This window comes from Aminobacter sp. NyZ550, assembly GCF_025628925.2.
Classification (GTDB): Bacteria; Pseudomonadota; Alphaproteobacteria; order Rhizobiales; family Rhizobiaceae; genus Aminobacter; species Aminobacter ciceronei.
This window is the reverse complement of the sequence record NZ_CP114190.1, coordinates 821,527-835,985: the sequence shown is the minus strand read 5'-3', so window position 1 is coordinate 835,985 and position 14,459 is coordinate 821,527. Positions and strand designations below refer to the sequence as shown.

Annotated in this window: 15 protein-coding genes; 8 read left to right on the top strand and 7 right to left on the bottom strand. The window is 64.3% G+C overall.

The window, feature by feature from the left end; genetic code table 11:
- The first annotated feature begins 30 nt into the window (after nucleotides 1–30).
- The gene (locus N7E70_RS04070; RefSeq protein ID WP_067955894.1) at nucleotides 31–387 is read left to right on the top strand and encodes a potassium channel family protein; all 357 of its coding nucleotides are present in this window, start codon (nucleotides 31–33) and stop codon (nucleotides 385–387) included.
- A gap of 12 nt (nucleotides 388–399) precedes the next feature.
- On the opposite strand, the gene N7E70_RS04065 is transcribed toward N7E70_RS04070, so the two are convergent.
- The 5 genes from N7E70_RS04065 to N7E70_RS04045 form a co-directional block, all read right to left on the bottom strand.
- On the bottom strand, nucleotides 400–1,587 hold the full coding sequence (locus N7E70_RS04065; protein ID WP_263005609.1) for a chloride channel protein: 1,188 nt from the start codon (nucleotides 1,585–1,587) through the stop codon (nucleotides 400–402).
- A 32-nt stretch (nucleotides 1,588–1,619) separates the two neighbouring features.
- Nucleotides 1,620–3,167 (bottom strand): phospholipase D family protein, encoded by a 1,548-nt coding sequence (locus N7E70_RS04060; RefSeq protein WP_263005608.1) that lies wholly within the window; start codon nucleotides 3,165–3,167, stop codon nucleotides 1,620–1,622.
- A 152-nt stretch (nucleotides 3,168–3,319) separates the two neighbouring features.
- Nucleotides 3,320–4,135, bottom strand: coding sequence for an ABC transporter ATP-binding protein (locus N7E70_RS04055; protein ID WP_067955888.1), 816 nt, complete (start codon nucleotides 4,133–4,135; stop codon nucleotides 3,320–3,322).
- Nucleotides 4,128–5,180: a FecCD family ABC transporter permease gene (locus N7E70_RS04050; RefSeq protein WP_067955886.1), complete on the bottom strand. Its 1,053-nt coding sequence runs from the start codon at nucleotides 5,178–5,180 to the stop codon at nucleotides 4,128–4,130. Before N7E70_RS04050 ends, N7E70_RS04055 begins: the two co-directional genes overlap by 8 nt.
- Complete coding sequence (locus N7E70_RS04045) at nucleotides 5,177–6,166, bottom strand: FecCD family ABC transporter permease (protein WP_246787019.1); 990 nt, start codon at nucleotides 6,164–6,166, stop codon at nucleotides 5,177–5,179. The genes N7E70_RS04050 and N7E70_RS04045 overlap by 4 nt, the downstream gene beginning before the upstream one ends.
- Nucleotides 6,167–6,282: 116 nt before the next feature.
- Here N7E70_RS04045 and N7E70_RS04040 point away from each other — a divergent pair, with 116 nt between their 5' ends.
- A complete protein-coding gene (locus tag N7E70_RS04040; protein WP_331461880.1) occupies nucleotides 6,283–7,203 on the top strand; it encodes an ABC transporter substrate-binding protein in 921 nt (306 codons plus the stop codon).
- Here N7E70_RS04040 and N7E70_RS04035 read toward each other — a convergent pair.
- Nucleotides 7,179–7,340: a hypothetical protein gene (locus N7E70_RS04035; RefSeq protein WP_154386260.1), complete on the bottom strand. Its 162-nt coding sequence runs from the start codon at nucleotides 7,338–7,340 to the stop codon at nucleotides 7,179–7,181. The genes N7E70_RS04040 and N7E70_RS04035 overlap by 25 nt on opposite strands.
- On the opposite strand from N7E70_RS04035, the gene leuD reads away from it, so the two are divergent.
- The 5 genes from leuD (at nucleotide 7,339) to leuB (ending at nucleotide 11,449) form a co-directional block, all read left to right on the top strand.
- A complete protein-coding gene (leuD, locus tag N7E70_RS04030; protein WP_154386259.1) occupies nucleotides 7,339–7,944 on the top strand; it encodes a 3-isopropylmalate dehydratase small subunit in 606 nt (201 codons plus the stop codon). The two genes, N7E70_RS04035 and leuD, sit on opposite strands and share 2 nt — an antisense overlap.
- Nucleotides 7,945–8,165: 221 nt before the next feature.
- Nucleotides 8,166–8,993, top strand: a complete 828-nt coding sequence (locus tag N7E70_RS04025) for a hypothetical protein (protein WP_246670828.1) — start codon at nucleotides 8,166–8,168, stop codon at nucleotides 8,991–8,993.
- Between the two features lie 13 nt (nucleotides 8,994–9,006).
- On the top strand, nucleotides 9,007–9,387 hold the full coding sequence (locus N7E70_RS04020; RefSeq protein ID WP_067955882.1) for a RidA family protein: 381 nt from the start codon (nucleotides 9,007–9,009) through the stop codon (nucleotides 9,385–9,387).
- A 17-nt stretch (nucleotides 9,388–9,404) separates the two neighbouring features.
- Complete coding sequence (locus N7E70_RS04015; protein WP_067965904.1) at nucleotides 9,405–10,208, top strand: endonuclease/exonuclease/phosphatase family protein; 804 nt, start codon at nucleotides 9,405–9,407, stop codon at nucleotides 10,206–10,208.
- Between the two features lie 137 nt (nucleotides 10,209–10,345).
- Nucleotides 10,346–11,449, top strand: coding sequence for a 3-isopropylmalate dehydrogenase (gene leuB, locus N7E70_RS04010; RefSeq protein ID WP_067955881.1), 1,104 nt, complete (start codon nucleotides 10,346–10,348; stop codon nucleotides 11,447–11,449).
- A 67-nt stretch (nucleotides 11,450–11,516) separates the two neighbouring features.
- Here leuB and N7E70_RS04005 read toward each other — a convergent pair whose 3' ends face one another.
- A complete protein-coding gene (locus tag N7E70_RS04005) occupies nucleotides 11,517–12,239 on the bottom strand; it encodes a DUF805 domain-containing protein (protein ID WP_067955879.1) in 723 nt (240 codons plus the stop codon).
- A 303-nt stretch (nucleotides 12,240–12,542) separates the two neighbouring features.
- Between N7E70_RS04005 and N7E70_RS04000 the strand changes: the two genes are divergently transcribed.
- Nucleotides 12,543–14,447 carry an ABC transporter ATP-binding protein/permease gene (locus tag N7E70_RS04000; RefSeq protein WP_067955877.1) on the top strand — a complete coding sequence of 635 codons (1,905 nt, stop codon included), beginning with the start codon at nucleotides 12,543–12,545 and terminating at the stop codon, nucleotides 14,445–14,447.
- The last annotated feature ends 12 nt before the right edge of the window (nucleotides 14,448–14,459 follow it).

The following is a 14,459-nucleotide window of genomic DNA, read 5'->3' as shown; positions in this document are numbered from 1 at the left end:
CTTTGATGCCCGCTTGGGCGGAGGCAAGCGGTGGACCAACACCCCAAGAAGCACCACGCCGGATGGCATCTGACCTCGCTTGCACGTGGCATGCGCGATGCGTTCGCCGATCCGCAGGTCCGCACCCTGCTGGTCGTCACCTCGACACTCGTCGCCGTTGCGTCCGTCGTCTACGTCTGGATCGAAGGCTGGAGCTATCTGGACGCGATCTACTTCTCGGTCATGACGCTGGCTACCGTCGGTTATGGCGATCTTGCGCCGCACACGGCACTCGGCAAGCTCTTCACCATCTTCTTCGCTCTGGTCGGCATCGGCCTGTTTGTCGTGCTGTGCTCATCCGTCGCCAAGCAGATCATCTTTCGCGTCACGGACGACGAAAACGAATAGAACGCGACAGCGTCAGTGAGCCACCGGTTTCGGCGCCAGCATGCCGCCGGCATAGCCGAACAGCGCGCCGACGCAGAGCGGCCCGAACAGCGCCGGGTCGACGATGAACAGCATGATCAGCACCGCCGCGATCGGTCGGCCGAGGCCCGCCGCGGTGGCGGCTCCCATGCCCGCCGCGATCGCCACCGACACCTCCATGCCGGGTATCACGGCAAGCGCTGCCGCCCCTGCGGCGGCACCGGCGAAAATGAGCGGGAACATTGCCCCGCCGAGCCAGCCGGTCGACAGGCAGATGCTCAGTGCCAGCACCTTGAGCACACCAAGTAGGAGCAACGCGGCCATGCCGACGCCGCCCGCCCAGGCCAGCATCGGCTCGATTTCATGGTGTCCTGAAAACCTGAGGATCGGGAACGCCATGGCGAGCAGGCCGAACATGGCTCCGCCGATGACCGGCTGCCAGAAGGGCCAGGGCGCGCGGATCTCGACCGCGCGCTTGAGCATCGGATGCAGGAACAGGAAGGCCATGCCGACGGCGGCGCCGAGGATCGCCGGAACGATTGCCATCAACAGGTCGGTACCGTCGCCTGCAGGCGCATAGGCCGGCAGCGCGAGGCGGTGCAGACCGCCGTCGAACAGCAGACGGCCGGCAAGCAGGAAGCCGAGCAGGCCGCAAAGGGCGGCGAGCAGGAGCAGGGCGCGCGGTGCCTGTGGCTTGTCGTCGGCGTAGGCAGCTCCGCCAAGAGGCGAGCCGAACAGGCCAGAGAGCGCGCCGGAGACACCTGCCTCGCCGATCACACGCTGGTCGGCATGGCTGCGGCCAAGCACGATGGCAATTGCCGCGGTCATTTCGGCAACCACGGCCAGCAGCCCGGCCTCCGGCCCGATGGCGCCACCGAAGCCGACCGCGACGATTGCCGCAAGCGCGATGAACAGTGCCTTGCGCCTGTGCAGATGGACCGGATCCTGCGCTTCGGCGATCTGCTGGTCGAGGTCGGGGCTGGGGCCGTGCAGCCGGGTCAGGCCGATCAGCGCACCACCGGCGACAGTCACCAGCGGAATGTACCAGATGGCATCGCTGATCGACCAGACCGCATGGCTGACCTGCTGCATCAGCCACAGCGTCAGCGCCGCTGATATGCCGGCGAGCAGGCCGACACCGGCGGCCAGCAGCACCAACCTGATCACCTGCCGATTGCTCATGCCTGGCCCCTCTCCGTCATATGCGGTCCTTGCTAAAGAAGCCATTCGATCGGCAGCCAGCCGAACACCGTCACCATAAGCCGTTTGAGCGCCGAGGCGTTCGGTTCGTCGTGGACGGTGACAACGGGCTTGCCGGGTTCGTTCTTCGACCATTGCATGCCGTCATCCGGGCCAAGCGAGACCCTGTAGGATCCCTCGGCGACTTTGGTATCAAAACCTTGCGACATCGCCTTGGCGATGGTCGGGCTGCCGATCAGGAAGCCCATCTCGCAATTGAGCAGGGCCGAGCGCGGGTCGAAATTGAACGAGCCGATGAAGACCCGGTCGCCATCGGCGGCGAAGGTCTTGGCGTGCAGGCTGGAGCCGGAGGAACCTGTGAGGTTGAGTTCCTCTTCGCCCCGGACGGCATCGGCCATCGGCTTGAGCTCGAACAGCTCGATGCCGTCTTCCAGCATCTCACGGCGATATTTCGAATAGCCGGCATGGACCATCGCAACATCCGTGGTCTCGAGCGCATTGGTCAGGATCCGCACCTTGGCACCGCCCTTCACCAGATCGGCGAAGTAGTCGACGCCAGGTTTGCCCGGCACGAAATAGGCGGAAACCAGGTCGAGGCCCTGCCGCACCGGCCCGACCACCTGGGCAAGCCGGCTGATCATCAGCTGGTCCTTGCTTGCCTTGCCTTCTCCCTTGATCGGGTCGTCGACCACCAGCTTGACGTCGACCCATTCGAGGCCAAGCCCACCGCTGCGCAACCTGTTGTAGGCCGGCGCATCCGGCCGGACGAAATCGGCTGCGGCAGGGCGCTTCGCAGCCTCGTCGGTGCCCTGGACGAACGCCTCCAGCGTGCCGGCGGACGGATCGACGATCTTGTCGGCGGCAAACACAGACGCGCTGTTCCAGTAGAGGTCGAAAGCCGTCGACGTGTCCTGGACCACGGCACCGGCGCCCAGCACGTCAAGGTCGAGATAATAGGTGCCGTCGCCGACCTTGAAATACTCGTCGCCGATGTTGCGCCCACCGACGATGGCGGCGAGGCCGTCGACGATGAACGACTTGTTGTGCATGCGCCGGTTCATGCGGAAGAAGTCGAAGGAATAGCCAAGCAGCTTGGGCGAGCGGATCATCGAGGGATTGAACAGGCGGATGTCGAAATTGGGCTGCGCGTCGAGGGCTGCCACTGTCGGGTCGAGGCCAGGAATGCCGTTGTCGTCGAGCAGCAACCTGATGCGGACGCCGCGCTTTGACGCCTCGTAGAGCGCCCGGAGCAGCAGCCGGCCGGAGGTGTCGTCGTGCCAGATATAGTACTGCACGTCGATCGAACGCTGAGCGATGCCGGCGAGGAACAGCCGGCTGGCAATGGCGTCGTGACCGGCGGCGATCGGCACGACGCCGCTCTTGCCGGGATTTTCGGCGCTGCCTTGCGCGACCATCGTGGCAAGTGCGCCCTCGGTGACCGGCGGCAGGGCCGTCTCGACGGGCCTGTCCTTGATCGACGGCAACGGGAAGATCATACGGGCAACAAGGATGGCTACGGCTGCAGCCAGGAGCAGGACAAGGACTGCCTTGATCATTCTCATTCGGCCAGTCCCTCGCCTGGTAGCAGGATCATGCGCGCATCACACAGACATCCCCGCCAGTTAAAGCGCGCGCATGCACCCGATGACAAGCCGCGCAAACGGGATTCGTCACAAGGCGAAGACTGTTACCCGGATGGGTGCGGAGTATCGGCTCAGACTTGCGGAGCCGTCCCGAAGCGCGGCGACGAATTACGGATCGGGATGCACAGCGGACGCTGATGCACCGGATCCTCGATGACGCGGCAGCTGATACCGAACACATTCTCGATCAGCGCTTCCTGCATCAACTCTGCCGGCGCACCATCGGCGACCAGACCGCCTTCTTTCATGAACACCAGACGGTCGGCGTAGCGCGCTGCGAGATTGAGGTCGTGCAGCACCAGGACCACGGTGCGGCCATGCTCGCGGTTGAGGCGGCTGACGAGATCGAGGCAGTCGATCTGATGGGCCATGTCGAGATGGTTGACCGGCTCGTCGAGGCAGATGATGTCGGTTTCCTGCGCCAGCACCATGGCGATCCAGACACGCTGCAACTGACCGCCCGACAGCGAGCCCAGCCGCCGCTCGGCAAGATGCGAAACGCCGGTGCCGAACATCGCCGCCTGGATGGCGTCGGAATCGGCAGCACTCCACGGCTGCAGCATGGTCTGGTGCGGATAGCGGCCGAGCCGGACGAGTTCCTCGACACTCATGTCGTCGGGGGCCGACGGGCTCTGCGCCAGAAGGCCGATATGGCGCGCCAGCTCCTTTTCCTTGAGGCCTGATATTGGCAGGTCACCGAGCCGGATCTCACCCGATTTCGGCTGGTGGAGCCGACGGATGGCGCGCAGCAAGGTCGACTTGCCGCAGCCGTTGGGCCCGGCGAGCACGGTGACCTTGCCCCTGGCAATGTCGAGGTCGACGGCGCTGACCGCTGTCGCCGCCCCATAAGCGATGGTGAGCGCCTGGACGCTGATGGCCTTATCCATTGGTGCTTCCCCTGCGCAGCACGAGGTAGAGGAAATAGGGCGTGCCGATCACCGCCGTCACGGTGCCGGCGGGCACCTCGGTCGGCGCGAACAGCACGCGTACGATGAGATCGGCGCCGATCAGCATGATGGCGCCCAACAGGAAGCTGGCGGCGATGCCGGCAAGCACCGGGCGTCCGACGATCAGCCGCGCCAGGTGCGGCGCCATCAGGCCTATGAAGCCGACGCCGCCGGCGAAGGCGACGGCAAGCGCGGTCAAGGCGGAGGCCAGTGCGAAGATCAGGATACGGAACACCGGCAGGTTGAGGCCGAGTCCGCGCGCCGAGACCTCGTCGAGGTCGGTCGGCGGCAGCCGCCGCGCCACCGCGACGACGCCGACCATGGCGATGGCGAGCCCGATGGCCACGACCTGGACCTCGCCCCAGTTGATCTCGTTGACCGCACCGGCAAGCCAGCGGCTGGCCTGGGTGGTGCGGTAGATCGGCCCGACGATCATCAGGATCAAAGTCGCGGCTTTGCAGACAGCGCCTACGGCGATACCGAACAGGAGCAGCCGCACCGCCGACGAGGCCTGCTGGCCGGAGAGCAGGAACACCGCCGCGATAGCCAGGCTTGCGCCGATCATCGCCGCCACCGGCTGCCAGACGATCGAGGTGACGAGCGAATTGCTCTCGTCCGAGAGCAGCGCGAGGAAGATGACCACGCCCAGTCCGGCACCGCCGATGACGCCGAGCACGCCTGGTGAAGCCAGTTCGTTGCGCGTCACCTTCTGCAGCAGATAGCCGGATACCGCCATGGCGCCGCCGGCGAGCGCGGCAATGGCGACGCGCGGCGCGCGCAACTGCAACACCACGACACGCTCGCCGCGCGTGCCCTCGCCCATCAGGATCTCGACGATGCGACGCGGATCGATCCAGGTCGAACCGAAGCCGATGCCGCACAACGCAAGCACGACTGTGACGACCGCAATGATTGCGACGAATATCCAGGCGCGGCGATTGACGCGGGCCAATGCCGGCGACAGGCGTGGAGCGACAACACTCATGCCGCGCGCCTTCTGAGCAGGACAAGAAGCAGGCAGCCGCCGACGATCGCGGTGACCGCGCCAACGGGTGCCTCGCGCGGAAAGATGACGAAACGGGCGACGATGTCGGCAAGCGTCGTGTAGACCGCGCCGACAAGAGCTGCTGCCACGATTTGAAGACGATGCTCGAGGCCGACAAGCGCGCGCGCCGCATGCGGCACGACGAGGCCGACAAACAGGACCGGACCGGCCATGGCCACCGAGGCGCCACTGAGCAAGGCAACCGCAACGAAGCTCAGTCCGCGCACGGCGCCGAGCGGCACGCCGAGTCCGCGCGCCGTGGAATCGTCGGTCTGCAGGATGTCGAGCGAACGGGTGAGGTAGAAGGCGATGCCGCCGCCGATCAGCACGAAGGGCAGGCCGTTGAGCCCCAGGCTGAGCTTGCGGTCGGCAAATGAGCCGGCGAGCCAGAACAAGAGCTGGTCGAGCATCGTCTCGTTGACCGTCAGCACGACGTTGACGAAGCTGTCGAACAGGCCGGCGAAGGTGACGCCGACGAGCACGATCCTGAGCGGCGAGATGCCGCCGGCGGCGGCAGCGAGACCAAAGACCAGCAGGCTGGTGGCCAGCGCACCCGCGGCGGCGGCCATCGACAAGCCAGGCAAGGATGCGACGCCGAACAGCCCGCTTGCCATGACCACGGCGAAAGCGGCACCGGCATTGAGACCGAGCGTGTCGGGCGAAGCGATGCGGTTGCGCGACAGGGTCTGGACCAGCACGCCTGATATGCCGAGGGCTGCGCCGACAAGCGGCGCCATCAGCGCACGCGGCAGACGGAGATCGCGGATCACGACATGCGCCTCGCTGCCGTCGAAGGCGGTCACTGCGCGCCAGATCTCGCCGGGCGAATAGAGGCGATAGCCGATCGCCAGGCTGAGATACATCAGGATCAGCAGCATCGCCGCAAGCCCTGAGAACAGCGCGCGCCGACCGATGCGCTGATGCACTCGGATGCTCGTGTTCGACGAAGCGAGGGGCACGCGGCAGCCTTAATATGAGCTTGACAGTCAGGGTTTGTTCTGACCCTTTGCCAAACCTTCTTGCCCCCGTCAAGTTTGGAGCCATGACCATGAAGCTCATCGCCAAAGCCGCACTCGGCCTCGCACTGGCCGCTTTCGCCGCCAGTTCCGCCTTCGCCCACGAAGTGAAACACGCCATGGGCGTGACCGACGTGCCCGAGAATCCACAGCGCATCGTGGTGCTGACCAACGAAGGCACCGAAGCCGTGCTGTCGCTGGGCTTCAAGCCTGTCGGCGCCGTGCGCTCCTGGACCGGCTCGCCCTGGTACAGGCACATCGTCGAAAAGATGGACGGCGTCGAGGTTGTCGGCGAGGAATCAGCCGTCAATCTCGAGCTCATCGCCGGCCTTCAGCCGGACCTGATCCTCGGCAACAAGACGCGCCAGGAAAAGATCTACGATCAGCTATCGGCGATCGCGCCCACCGTCATGTCCGAACGCCTGCGCGGCGACTGGAAGGTAAACTTCGCCCTTTATGCCGACGCGCTCGGCAAGAAGGCCGAAGGCGAGGAACAACTCAAGGCCTTCGACGACAAGGCGACCAAGCTCGGCGAGGCACTCGGCGACAAAAAGGCCGAGAAGGTGTCGTTGATCCGCTTCATGCCGGGCCTGACCCGCATCTACTACAAGGACACCTTTCCCGGCATGATCTTCAGCCAGATCGGCATCCAGCGTCCCGCCGTGCAGGACAAGCCGGGCTTCGCCGACGACGTCACCAAGGAACGCATCCCCGAATTCGACGGCGACCACCTGTTCTACTTCGTCTACGAGACCGGCAACGGCAAGGCGAGCAAACAGTCGGAAGAGTGGCTGTCCGAGCCGCTGTGGCAGAACCTGCCGGTGGTCAAGGCCGGCAAGGCCATCGCGGTGGACGATGCGGTGTGGAACACCGCAGGCGGCGTGATCGCCGCCAATCTCCTGCTCGACGACATCGCCCGCGTCTACGGCGTGACGCCGACGAAGTAACCGGCACCGGGCTTCGCGCCGCCGCGCATGATGCCCACGGCTTCTTCCCCAACGTCGAAACGCTTTGATTCCCGGCCAAGCTTGTGTAAAGCGGGGCAAGCCAAAATCCCCGCAACAGCCAGACGGGCAAAAGCCATGGAAAAATTCACCAAGCTCACGGGCGTCGCCGCCCCCCTGCCAATCGTCAATGTCGACACCGACATGATCATCCCCAAGGATTATCTCAAGACGATCAAGCGCACTGGCCTTGGCACCGGGCTTTTCGCCGAGATGCGCTACAATGAGGACGGTTCGGAGAACCCCGACTTCGTGCTCAACAAGCCGGCCTATCGCAAGGCCGAGATCCTCGTCGCCGGCGACAATTTCGGCTGCGGCTCGAGCCGCGAGCATGCGCCATGGGCGCTGCTCGACTTCGGCATCCGCTGCGTGATTTCGACGTCGTTCGCCGACATCTTCTACAACAACTGCTTCAAGAACGGCATCCTGCCGATCACCGTCAGCCAGGAAGACCTCGACAAGCTGATGGACGACGCCTCACGTGGCGCCAACGCCACCGTTTCGGTCGATCTTGAAGCCAAGGAGATCCGCGGCCCCGACGGCGGCGTGGTCACCTTCGACCTCGACGACTTCCGTCGTCACTGCCTGCTCAACGGCCTCGACGACATCGGCCTCACAATGGAGAAGGCCGCGTCGATCGACAGCTACGAAAAGAAGGTCGCCGAGAGCCGCCCCTGGGCCTGATCGCTCGGCTTCATATCTCAGAGTTTCGAAAGCCCCGTTCCGCAAGGTTCGGGGCCTTTTTTCATCTCCGGCCGGAATGCATTAGCGGCTGCGCAAATGCTGGCCCAGCCACCTGAAGCTGACAGGCCAACTGGGGCATGCCATTGTCCCGCCTCGGGATTCGGGGCATGCGCACGACAGGGCCTCGGCACATCGCTCACGCCCGGACAATGGAGCGCCGCATGAAACCATCCACCCTCTTCGCCACCGCATCGATCGCGCTTTTGCCGAACCTTGCCATCGCCCAGGACAGCGAGCCGCAGACCATTCCGTTCGAAGGCGGCAATTTCACCATCGTCGAAAACGCCGAGGGCGAGAAGGTGCTTGCCTATGAGGGCAAGGAACTGGCCAGGAACTATGTCGCCTTCCACGACCGTACGGTCGAGGTGAGCGATACCAACGTCGCCATTTTCGCGGTCGGCGACGGCGGCAACGCCTGCAGTCCCGAAACTGTACTTGCCTGGAAGACCGAGGCGGGCATCCAGTCGACGACCATCGGCGCCGGCAAATGCGATACGCCGTCGCCGGCGGTGACGGCGTACAACATCTTCTTCATCCCCTATCCGCTCCCCGGCGAGACTCTGCCGGTCACGACATGGGATCCGGAAAGCGGCCTGACAATGCACGGCAATCTCGCTTACGCGCCGCAGCCGGGCACCGACTGGTCCGATCTGACGCCGAAGACATACGAGGACGGCATCGTCGCGGCCTTCAAGAACGAGGCGGTCTACAATGCTGCTCAGCAACTGCTCGGCGACGACTTGCCTGGCTTCGCCACCAGCCTGCTGATCAATGGCGGCACGGAACCGTTGCCGTCAGGGGCCTTCTACGCCAGCGGCTGTGTCCCGCATGCCTGCGGTGTCAGCGACGGTTTCATAGCGATCGATGCCAAGGCCAGGAAGCTTTATCTGGCACAGCAGACGGAGGCTGAGCCCAAGGCCTGGCCGGCACTGGCGACATGGCCGGCCGAGTTTAGGGACGCCCTGACCAAGGCGCTGGCAAACGAATGAGGGAGAGGTGACAATGCGCAAGCTGATTTCGACAGGATCGCCCTTCGAGAAGACCGCGGGCTACTCGCGCGCCGTGGTCCAGGGCGACTGGTGCTTCGTCTCGGGTACGACGGGTTACGACTACGCCACCATGACCATGCCCGACAGCGTGGAAGCACAGACGCGCAATTGCCTGGCGACCATCGCCAAGGCGCTTGACGACGGCGGCTTCGAAATGGCCGACGTGGTGCGCGCGCATTACTACATCACCGACCAGTCCTATGTGGATGCAGTGTTCCCGATCCTCGGCGAGACCTTCGGCGACATCCGCCCGGCGGCGACGATGATCGTCTGCCAGCTCAACAAGCCGGAGATGAAGATCGAGATCGAAGTCACTGCACTGAAGCGTCCGTGACCGCGAAGGGGGGCCGCTTGCGCATCCTATCGCTGAACGGCTGGGGCGGCAGGCTCGGCGAGGAGCTCGTCGCCTATGTCAGCAGCACGGATCCCGACCTTTTCTGCCTCCAGGAGGCGACCAGAACGCCCGCGGCGACGTCGCCGTGGCTGGTCTATCGCGACGGCGGCGGCGAGCTGTTGCAACGGGCCAACCTTTTTGGCGAGGTCGCCGACGCCCTGCCCGGCCACCAGGCCTTTTTCTGCCCAGCCGCGCGCGGCCCGCTCTATGACAGCGACCGGACGCTGCGGTCGGAATGGGGACTGGCAACCTTCGTCAGGCGCTCGCTGCCGATCATCGGGCAGTTACAGGACTTCATCCACGGCGCCTTCTCGGCCGACGACTTCGGCGAGCACCCGCGCTCGCGCAACGCCCACGCGGTAAGACTGCATGACTATGTGACCGGCAACGCTGTTCTCGTCGCCCATCTCCACGGCCTGCGCGAACTCGACGGCAAGGGCGACACCCCGGCCCGCGACGCGCAGACTGCAAGGCTTGTCGAGCTGATCGGCAGGATCCGCCGCAAGGGCGACCGCCTCGTCGTCTGCGGCGACTTCAACGTGCTGCCGGAGAGCCGGATGCTCACCGAACTACGCAGCATCGGGCTGACGGATCTGGTGACACAGGGCGGCTTCACCGACACCCGCACCTCGCACTACCTGAAAGCGCCACGCTTCGCCGACTACATGCTGGTCAGCGACAACGTCGATGTGCGCAACTTCGAGGTCGTGGGCCAGCCCGAAGTCTCCGACCACCGCGCCCTGCTTCTGGAGATCGGCTAGATGATCCGGATAGGAATCCGGTCAAACAGGCGCCGGCGGAGCCATTTGCGCGCTCTGGAGCGTCCTTTCCTGCTTGCACCGGCGCCCCTCCAAGGCTAGCAAGACCGCGGTTCACGCATCTTTCGGAAAGGCTTTCCATGGCGACGCGCAATCTTCTTCTCCTGCCCGGCGACGGCATCGGCCCCGAGGCCATGGCCGAGGTCCGCAAGCTGATCACCGCAATGAACGAGAAACTCGGCAGCGGCTTCACCACCGAGGAGGGTCTCGTCGGCGGCTCGGCCTATGACGCGCATGGCCAGGCGATCTCGGATGCCGACATGGCCAAGGCGATGGCGGCGGACGCGGTGCTGTTCGGCGCAGTCGGCGGCCCGAAGTGGGATGCCGTGCCTTACGAGGTGCGCCCCGAGGCCGGCCTGCTGCGCCTGCGCAAGGACATGGAGCTGTTCGCCAACCTGCGTCCGGCGATCTGCTACCCGGCGCTCGCCTCGTCGTCTTCGCTGCGCCAGGAAGTTGTCGAGGGCCTCGACATCCTGATCGTGCGCGAGCTGACCGGCGGCGTCTATTTCGGCGAACCCAAGCAGATCATCGACCTCGGCAACGGCCAGAAGCGCGGCATCGATACCCAGGTCTACGACACCTTCGAGATCGAGCGCATCTCGGGCGTCGCATTCGAACTCGCCCGCACGCGCCAGAACCGCGTGACGTCGATGGAAAAGCGCAACGTCATGAAGTCGGGCGTCTTGTGGAACGAGGTGGTGACCGCCACCCACAAGGCCAAGTATTCCGACGTCAAGCTCGACCACATGCTGGCCGATGCCGGCGGCATGCAGCTTGTGCGCTGGCCCAAGCAGTTCGACGTCATCGTCACCGACAATCTGTTCGGCGACATGCTGTCGGACGTCGCAGCCATGCTGACCGGCTCGCTCGGCATGCTGCCTTCCGCCTCGCTCGGCGCGCCGGACGCACTGACCGGCAAGCGCAAGGCCCTCTACGAGCCCGTGCACGGCTCGGCCCCCGACATCGCCGGCAAGGGCATCGCCAACCCGATCGCCATGATCGCGTCGTTTGCCATGTGCCTGCGCTACTCGTTCAACATGGTGGCCGAGGCCGACCGCCTCGAGGCGGCGATCGCCGCCGTGCTGGAAGACGGCCTGCGCACCAAGGACATCATGTCCGAAGGCAAGACCGAGGTCGGCACGACCCAGATGGGCGACGCCATCATCACGAAGTTCTTCGCCTGATACCAGGTCGAAGAAACCAAAACGGCGCCCACGCGGCGCCGTTTTCTTTTGCGCTTCTGAAGTTGCCCTATCCGACAGGGACGTAAGGCGGCGGAACGTTCACCCCAACCGGCACCGGGCCCCATTTGTTGTCGTGCTTCTGGGACGGAATCAAAGTGAACACGAAGATGATCAGGCTGCCGACATAAGGCAGCAGGATCAGCAGATAGAACCATCCCGACAGACCGAGGTCATGAATACGGCGGATGGTGACGGCGATGCTGGGCAACAGCGTTGCCAGGATGAACAAGCCTGGCAGCACGAAACCGACAATCGGTTCCGCATCGAGATTGCCAAGTGCGCCATCGATACCGAAGCCGATCGCTGCCAGCGCGACAGCGGAAAGCGTCCAGAACAGATAGTAGCCCCAATATTCCTTACGCCGGGCGCGGGCGCGGAAGTTCACATAGTCGGTGGTCAGCGCACGCCGGAAATACGACCACAGCCCGGTCGTTGCGACCACGCCGCTGTAGGCGGCTCCCTCCTGATCGGATCCGCGGCGGCCGAACTGGGGTACCGATGTTGCGGCAGCGGGCGCCGCAGCAGCCATTTGCGCAGCGCCGACCTGGGCGTGGATTACAAACACGTCACGGGCCTGACTGCCGCTCGGTTGAAACTCGATCTCGGTGCCCTTGCCCGGAATCGCCGTGCCCCTCAAATCCTCGCGGGCAAAGGTGTAGCGGTTGCCGTCGACCGCGGCGGCGAAGCCGAAACCCTGAGCCTGATCGTAATGCAGTACTTCGCCGCGCATCTGTCGCCTCGTGAATTGCCAACCAGACAGTGTTCCAACTTGCCCTGGGCCGCAAGCTCCAGGGGTAGCCGGCGCAGGTCATCGAGCTCGCCGCCAAACGTTGCCCTCACGCAACGCTCGCGGCGCGTTGATTAGCCGGTAACCATATGTTGACTGTGAAATGTTCAACTCGTGTTACCCTTTCGATAGGCAAAGGGCATGGGGTAAGGAACTGTGATTCGGGTCGATAGACCTCGAGATCCATCGTCGAACAGATGGCGTCGCGGCGCCGCCAGGCCGCCTCCCCTGACGCCGGTTTCCACGATGCGAAGCTTCTGGGGCCTGATGCGGGCCTACTGGTTCTCGGATCGCTGGAAGGAAGCCTGGGGGCTGACGCTGGTGATCGCGCTCCTCACCGCACTTTCCAGCAAGGCCAGCGTCTGGATGGCCGAGGCTTCAGGCGAATTGGTCAATTCGATCGCCTTCTTCCATGACCCGGCCAACATGGCGCCCCTGGCGTCGCTGCTGACCAGTGCCGGCACATTGCTTCTTCTCGTCGTCATCAAGGATGCAGGCTTCATCGGCATCCGGCACCTTTTCTCCACCACTTTGCATCGCAAATGGCGCGGCTGGCTGAACAACCGCTTCAACGCCGCCTTGCTCGACGCCAACCACACCCATTTCCACGTGCAGCACAACGCAAGCGCCGGCGACGGCCCGGGCACGGCGCCCGACAACATCGACCAACGCGTCCAGGATTCGATCAAGGGCATGACCGGCGGTGCCATCGGCCTCGCCATGGGTGTGATGGGCGTCACCACCTCATTGTTCTTCGTCGGGCAGAAGCTGCTCGAAACCTCGACCATCGTTCCTGGCCTTGAATTTCTCGGCCCCTATGGCAGCGTCATCCTGGCCTTTGCCGCCGTTGCCGCCTACGTGCCGCTCAACACCTATATTGCCATGAAGCTCGGCGGCATGATGGAGCGTCTCAGCATCCGCATGCAGCAGGCCGAGGGCAGCTATCGCGGCGAGCTGACGGTGCTTTTGCGGCGCAGCTTCCATGTCGCGGCATCGCACGGCGAAAACGTGCAGCGCTCGATGCATGACCGCCTCTACGTCGACATCGACAAGACCTGGTCGCGCCTCAACATCGTCAATGCCGGCTACATGTCGTTCGAGTCGATCTATGGCTTCATCGCCGCGCGCATCGTCGCCTATGGGCCGGGGCTGGTGCCCTACATGCACGGCCACATCAACCTGAAGGGCTACATAACAGGCGCCGAACTGGTGAACTCGCTGATCAGCCAGTGCTCGTGGTTCATCCAGGTGATGCCGGCGATCGCCACGCTCAGAGCCAACAGCGAACGTGTCACCGATCTCGCCAAGGCGATTGAGAACGTGCAGCGGCCGCCGTCATTCTATGCCGCGACTGGAAAGTCCGAGTTCAGCTATGGCAGCCAGAACGCGCTGTTCGGCCTGACCGTCCGCAATCTCGAACTGATGCACCAGGGTGTTGAAGCCAGCCCCTTCCTGACCGTCACCAACCTGCGCTTCCGCCGCGGCGAATGGACCTTCGTGTCGGGCCAGTCCGGCTGCGGCAAGACCTCTTTGGTCAAGGCGATCAACGGACTGTGGCCATATGGCCGCGGCTCCATCGACTTTCCCGACGGCATCAGGTCGTTCTATGCCACCCAGGACGTCAAGCTGCCACAGGTTTCGCTCAAGCAGCTGGTCTGCCTGCCCGACCACCCAGGCAACCATTCCGAGGCGAAGGTGGCGGTGGCCATGCACAAGGCCGGCCTTGGCGACCTGATCGATCATCTCGACGACGAAACCCGCCAGGGCAAGAGCTGGGATCAGCTGCTGTCGGGCGGCCAGAAGCAGAAACTGGTCGCGGCCCGCATCCTGCTGTTGCAGCCGGGGCTTTTGTTCCTCGACGAGGCGACCGCTGCCCTCGATCTCGAGGCCAAGATCGCCTTTCATCAGGTGATCAAGGACAATTGCCCCGATGTCACCGTCATCAGCGTCATGCATGAGGCCGTGCCGCCAAAATCGGCGCAAGGCGTCGAGTTCTACGACAGCATCCTCAGCATTTCAGACGGCATCGGATCGAAGAAGGCACTGGCCAGCCTGCCGGCCGAACTCACCACGCTTTTGGCCCAGCCGCAGCAGCCGGAGGAAGAATGGCCGCCGCTCAGGTTCCCGCGCGTCAAGCTGAAGGAGAAGTAGAACGCGCTCGCG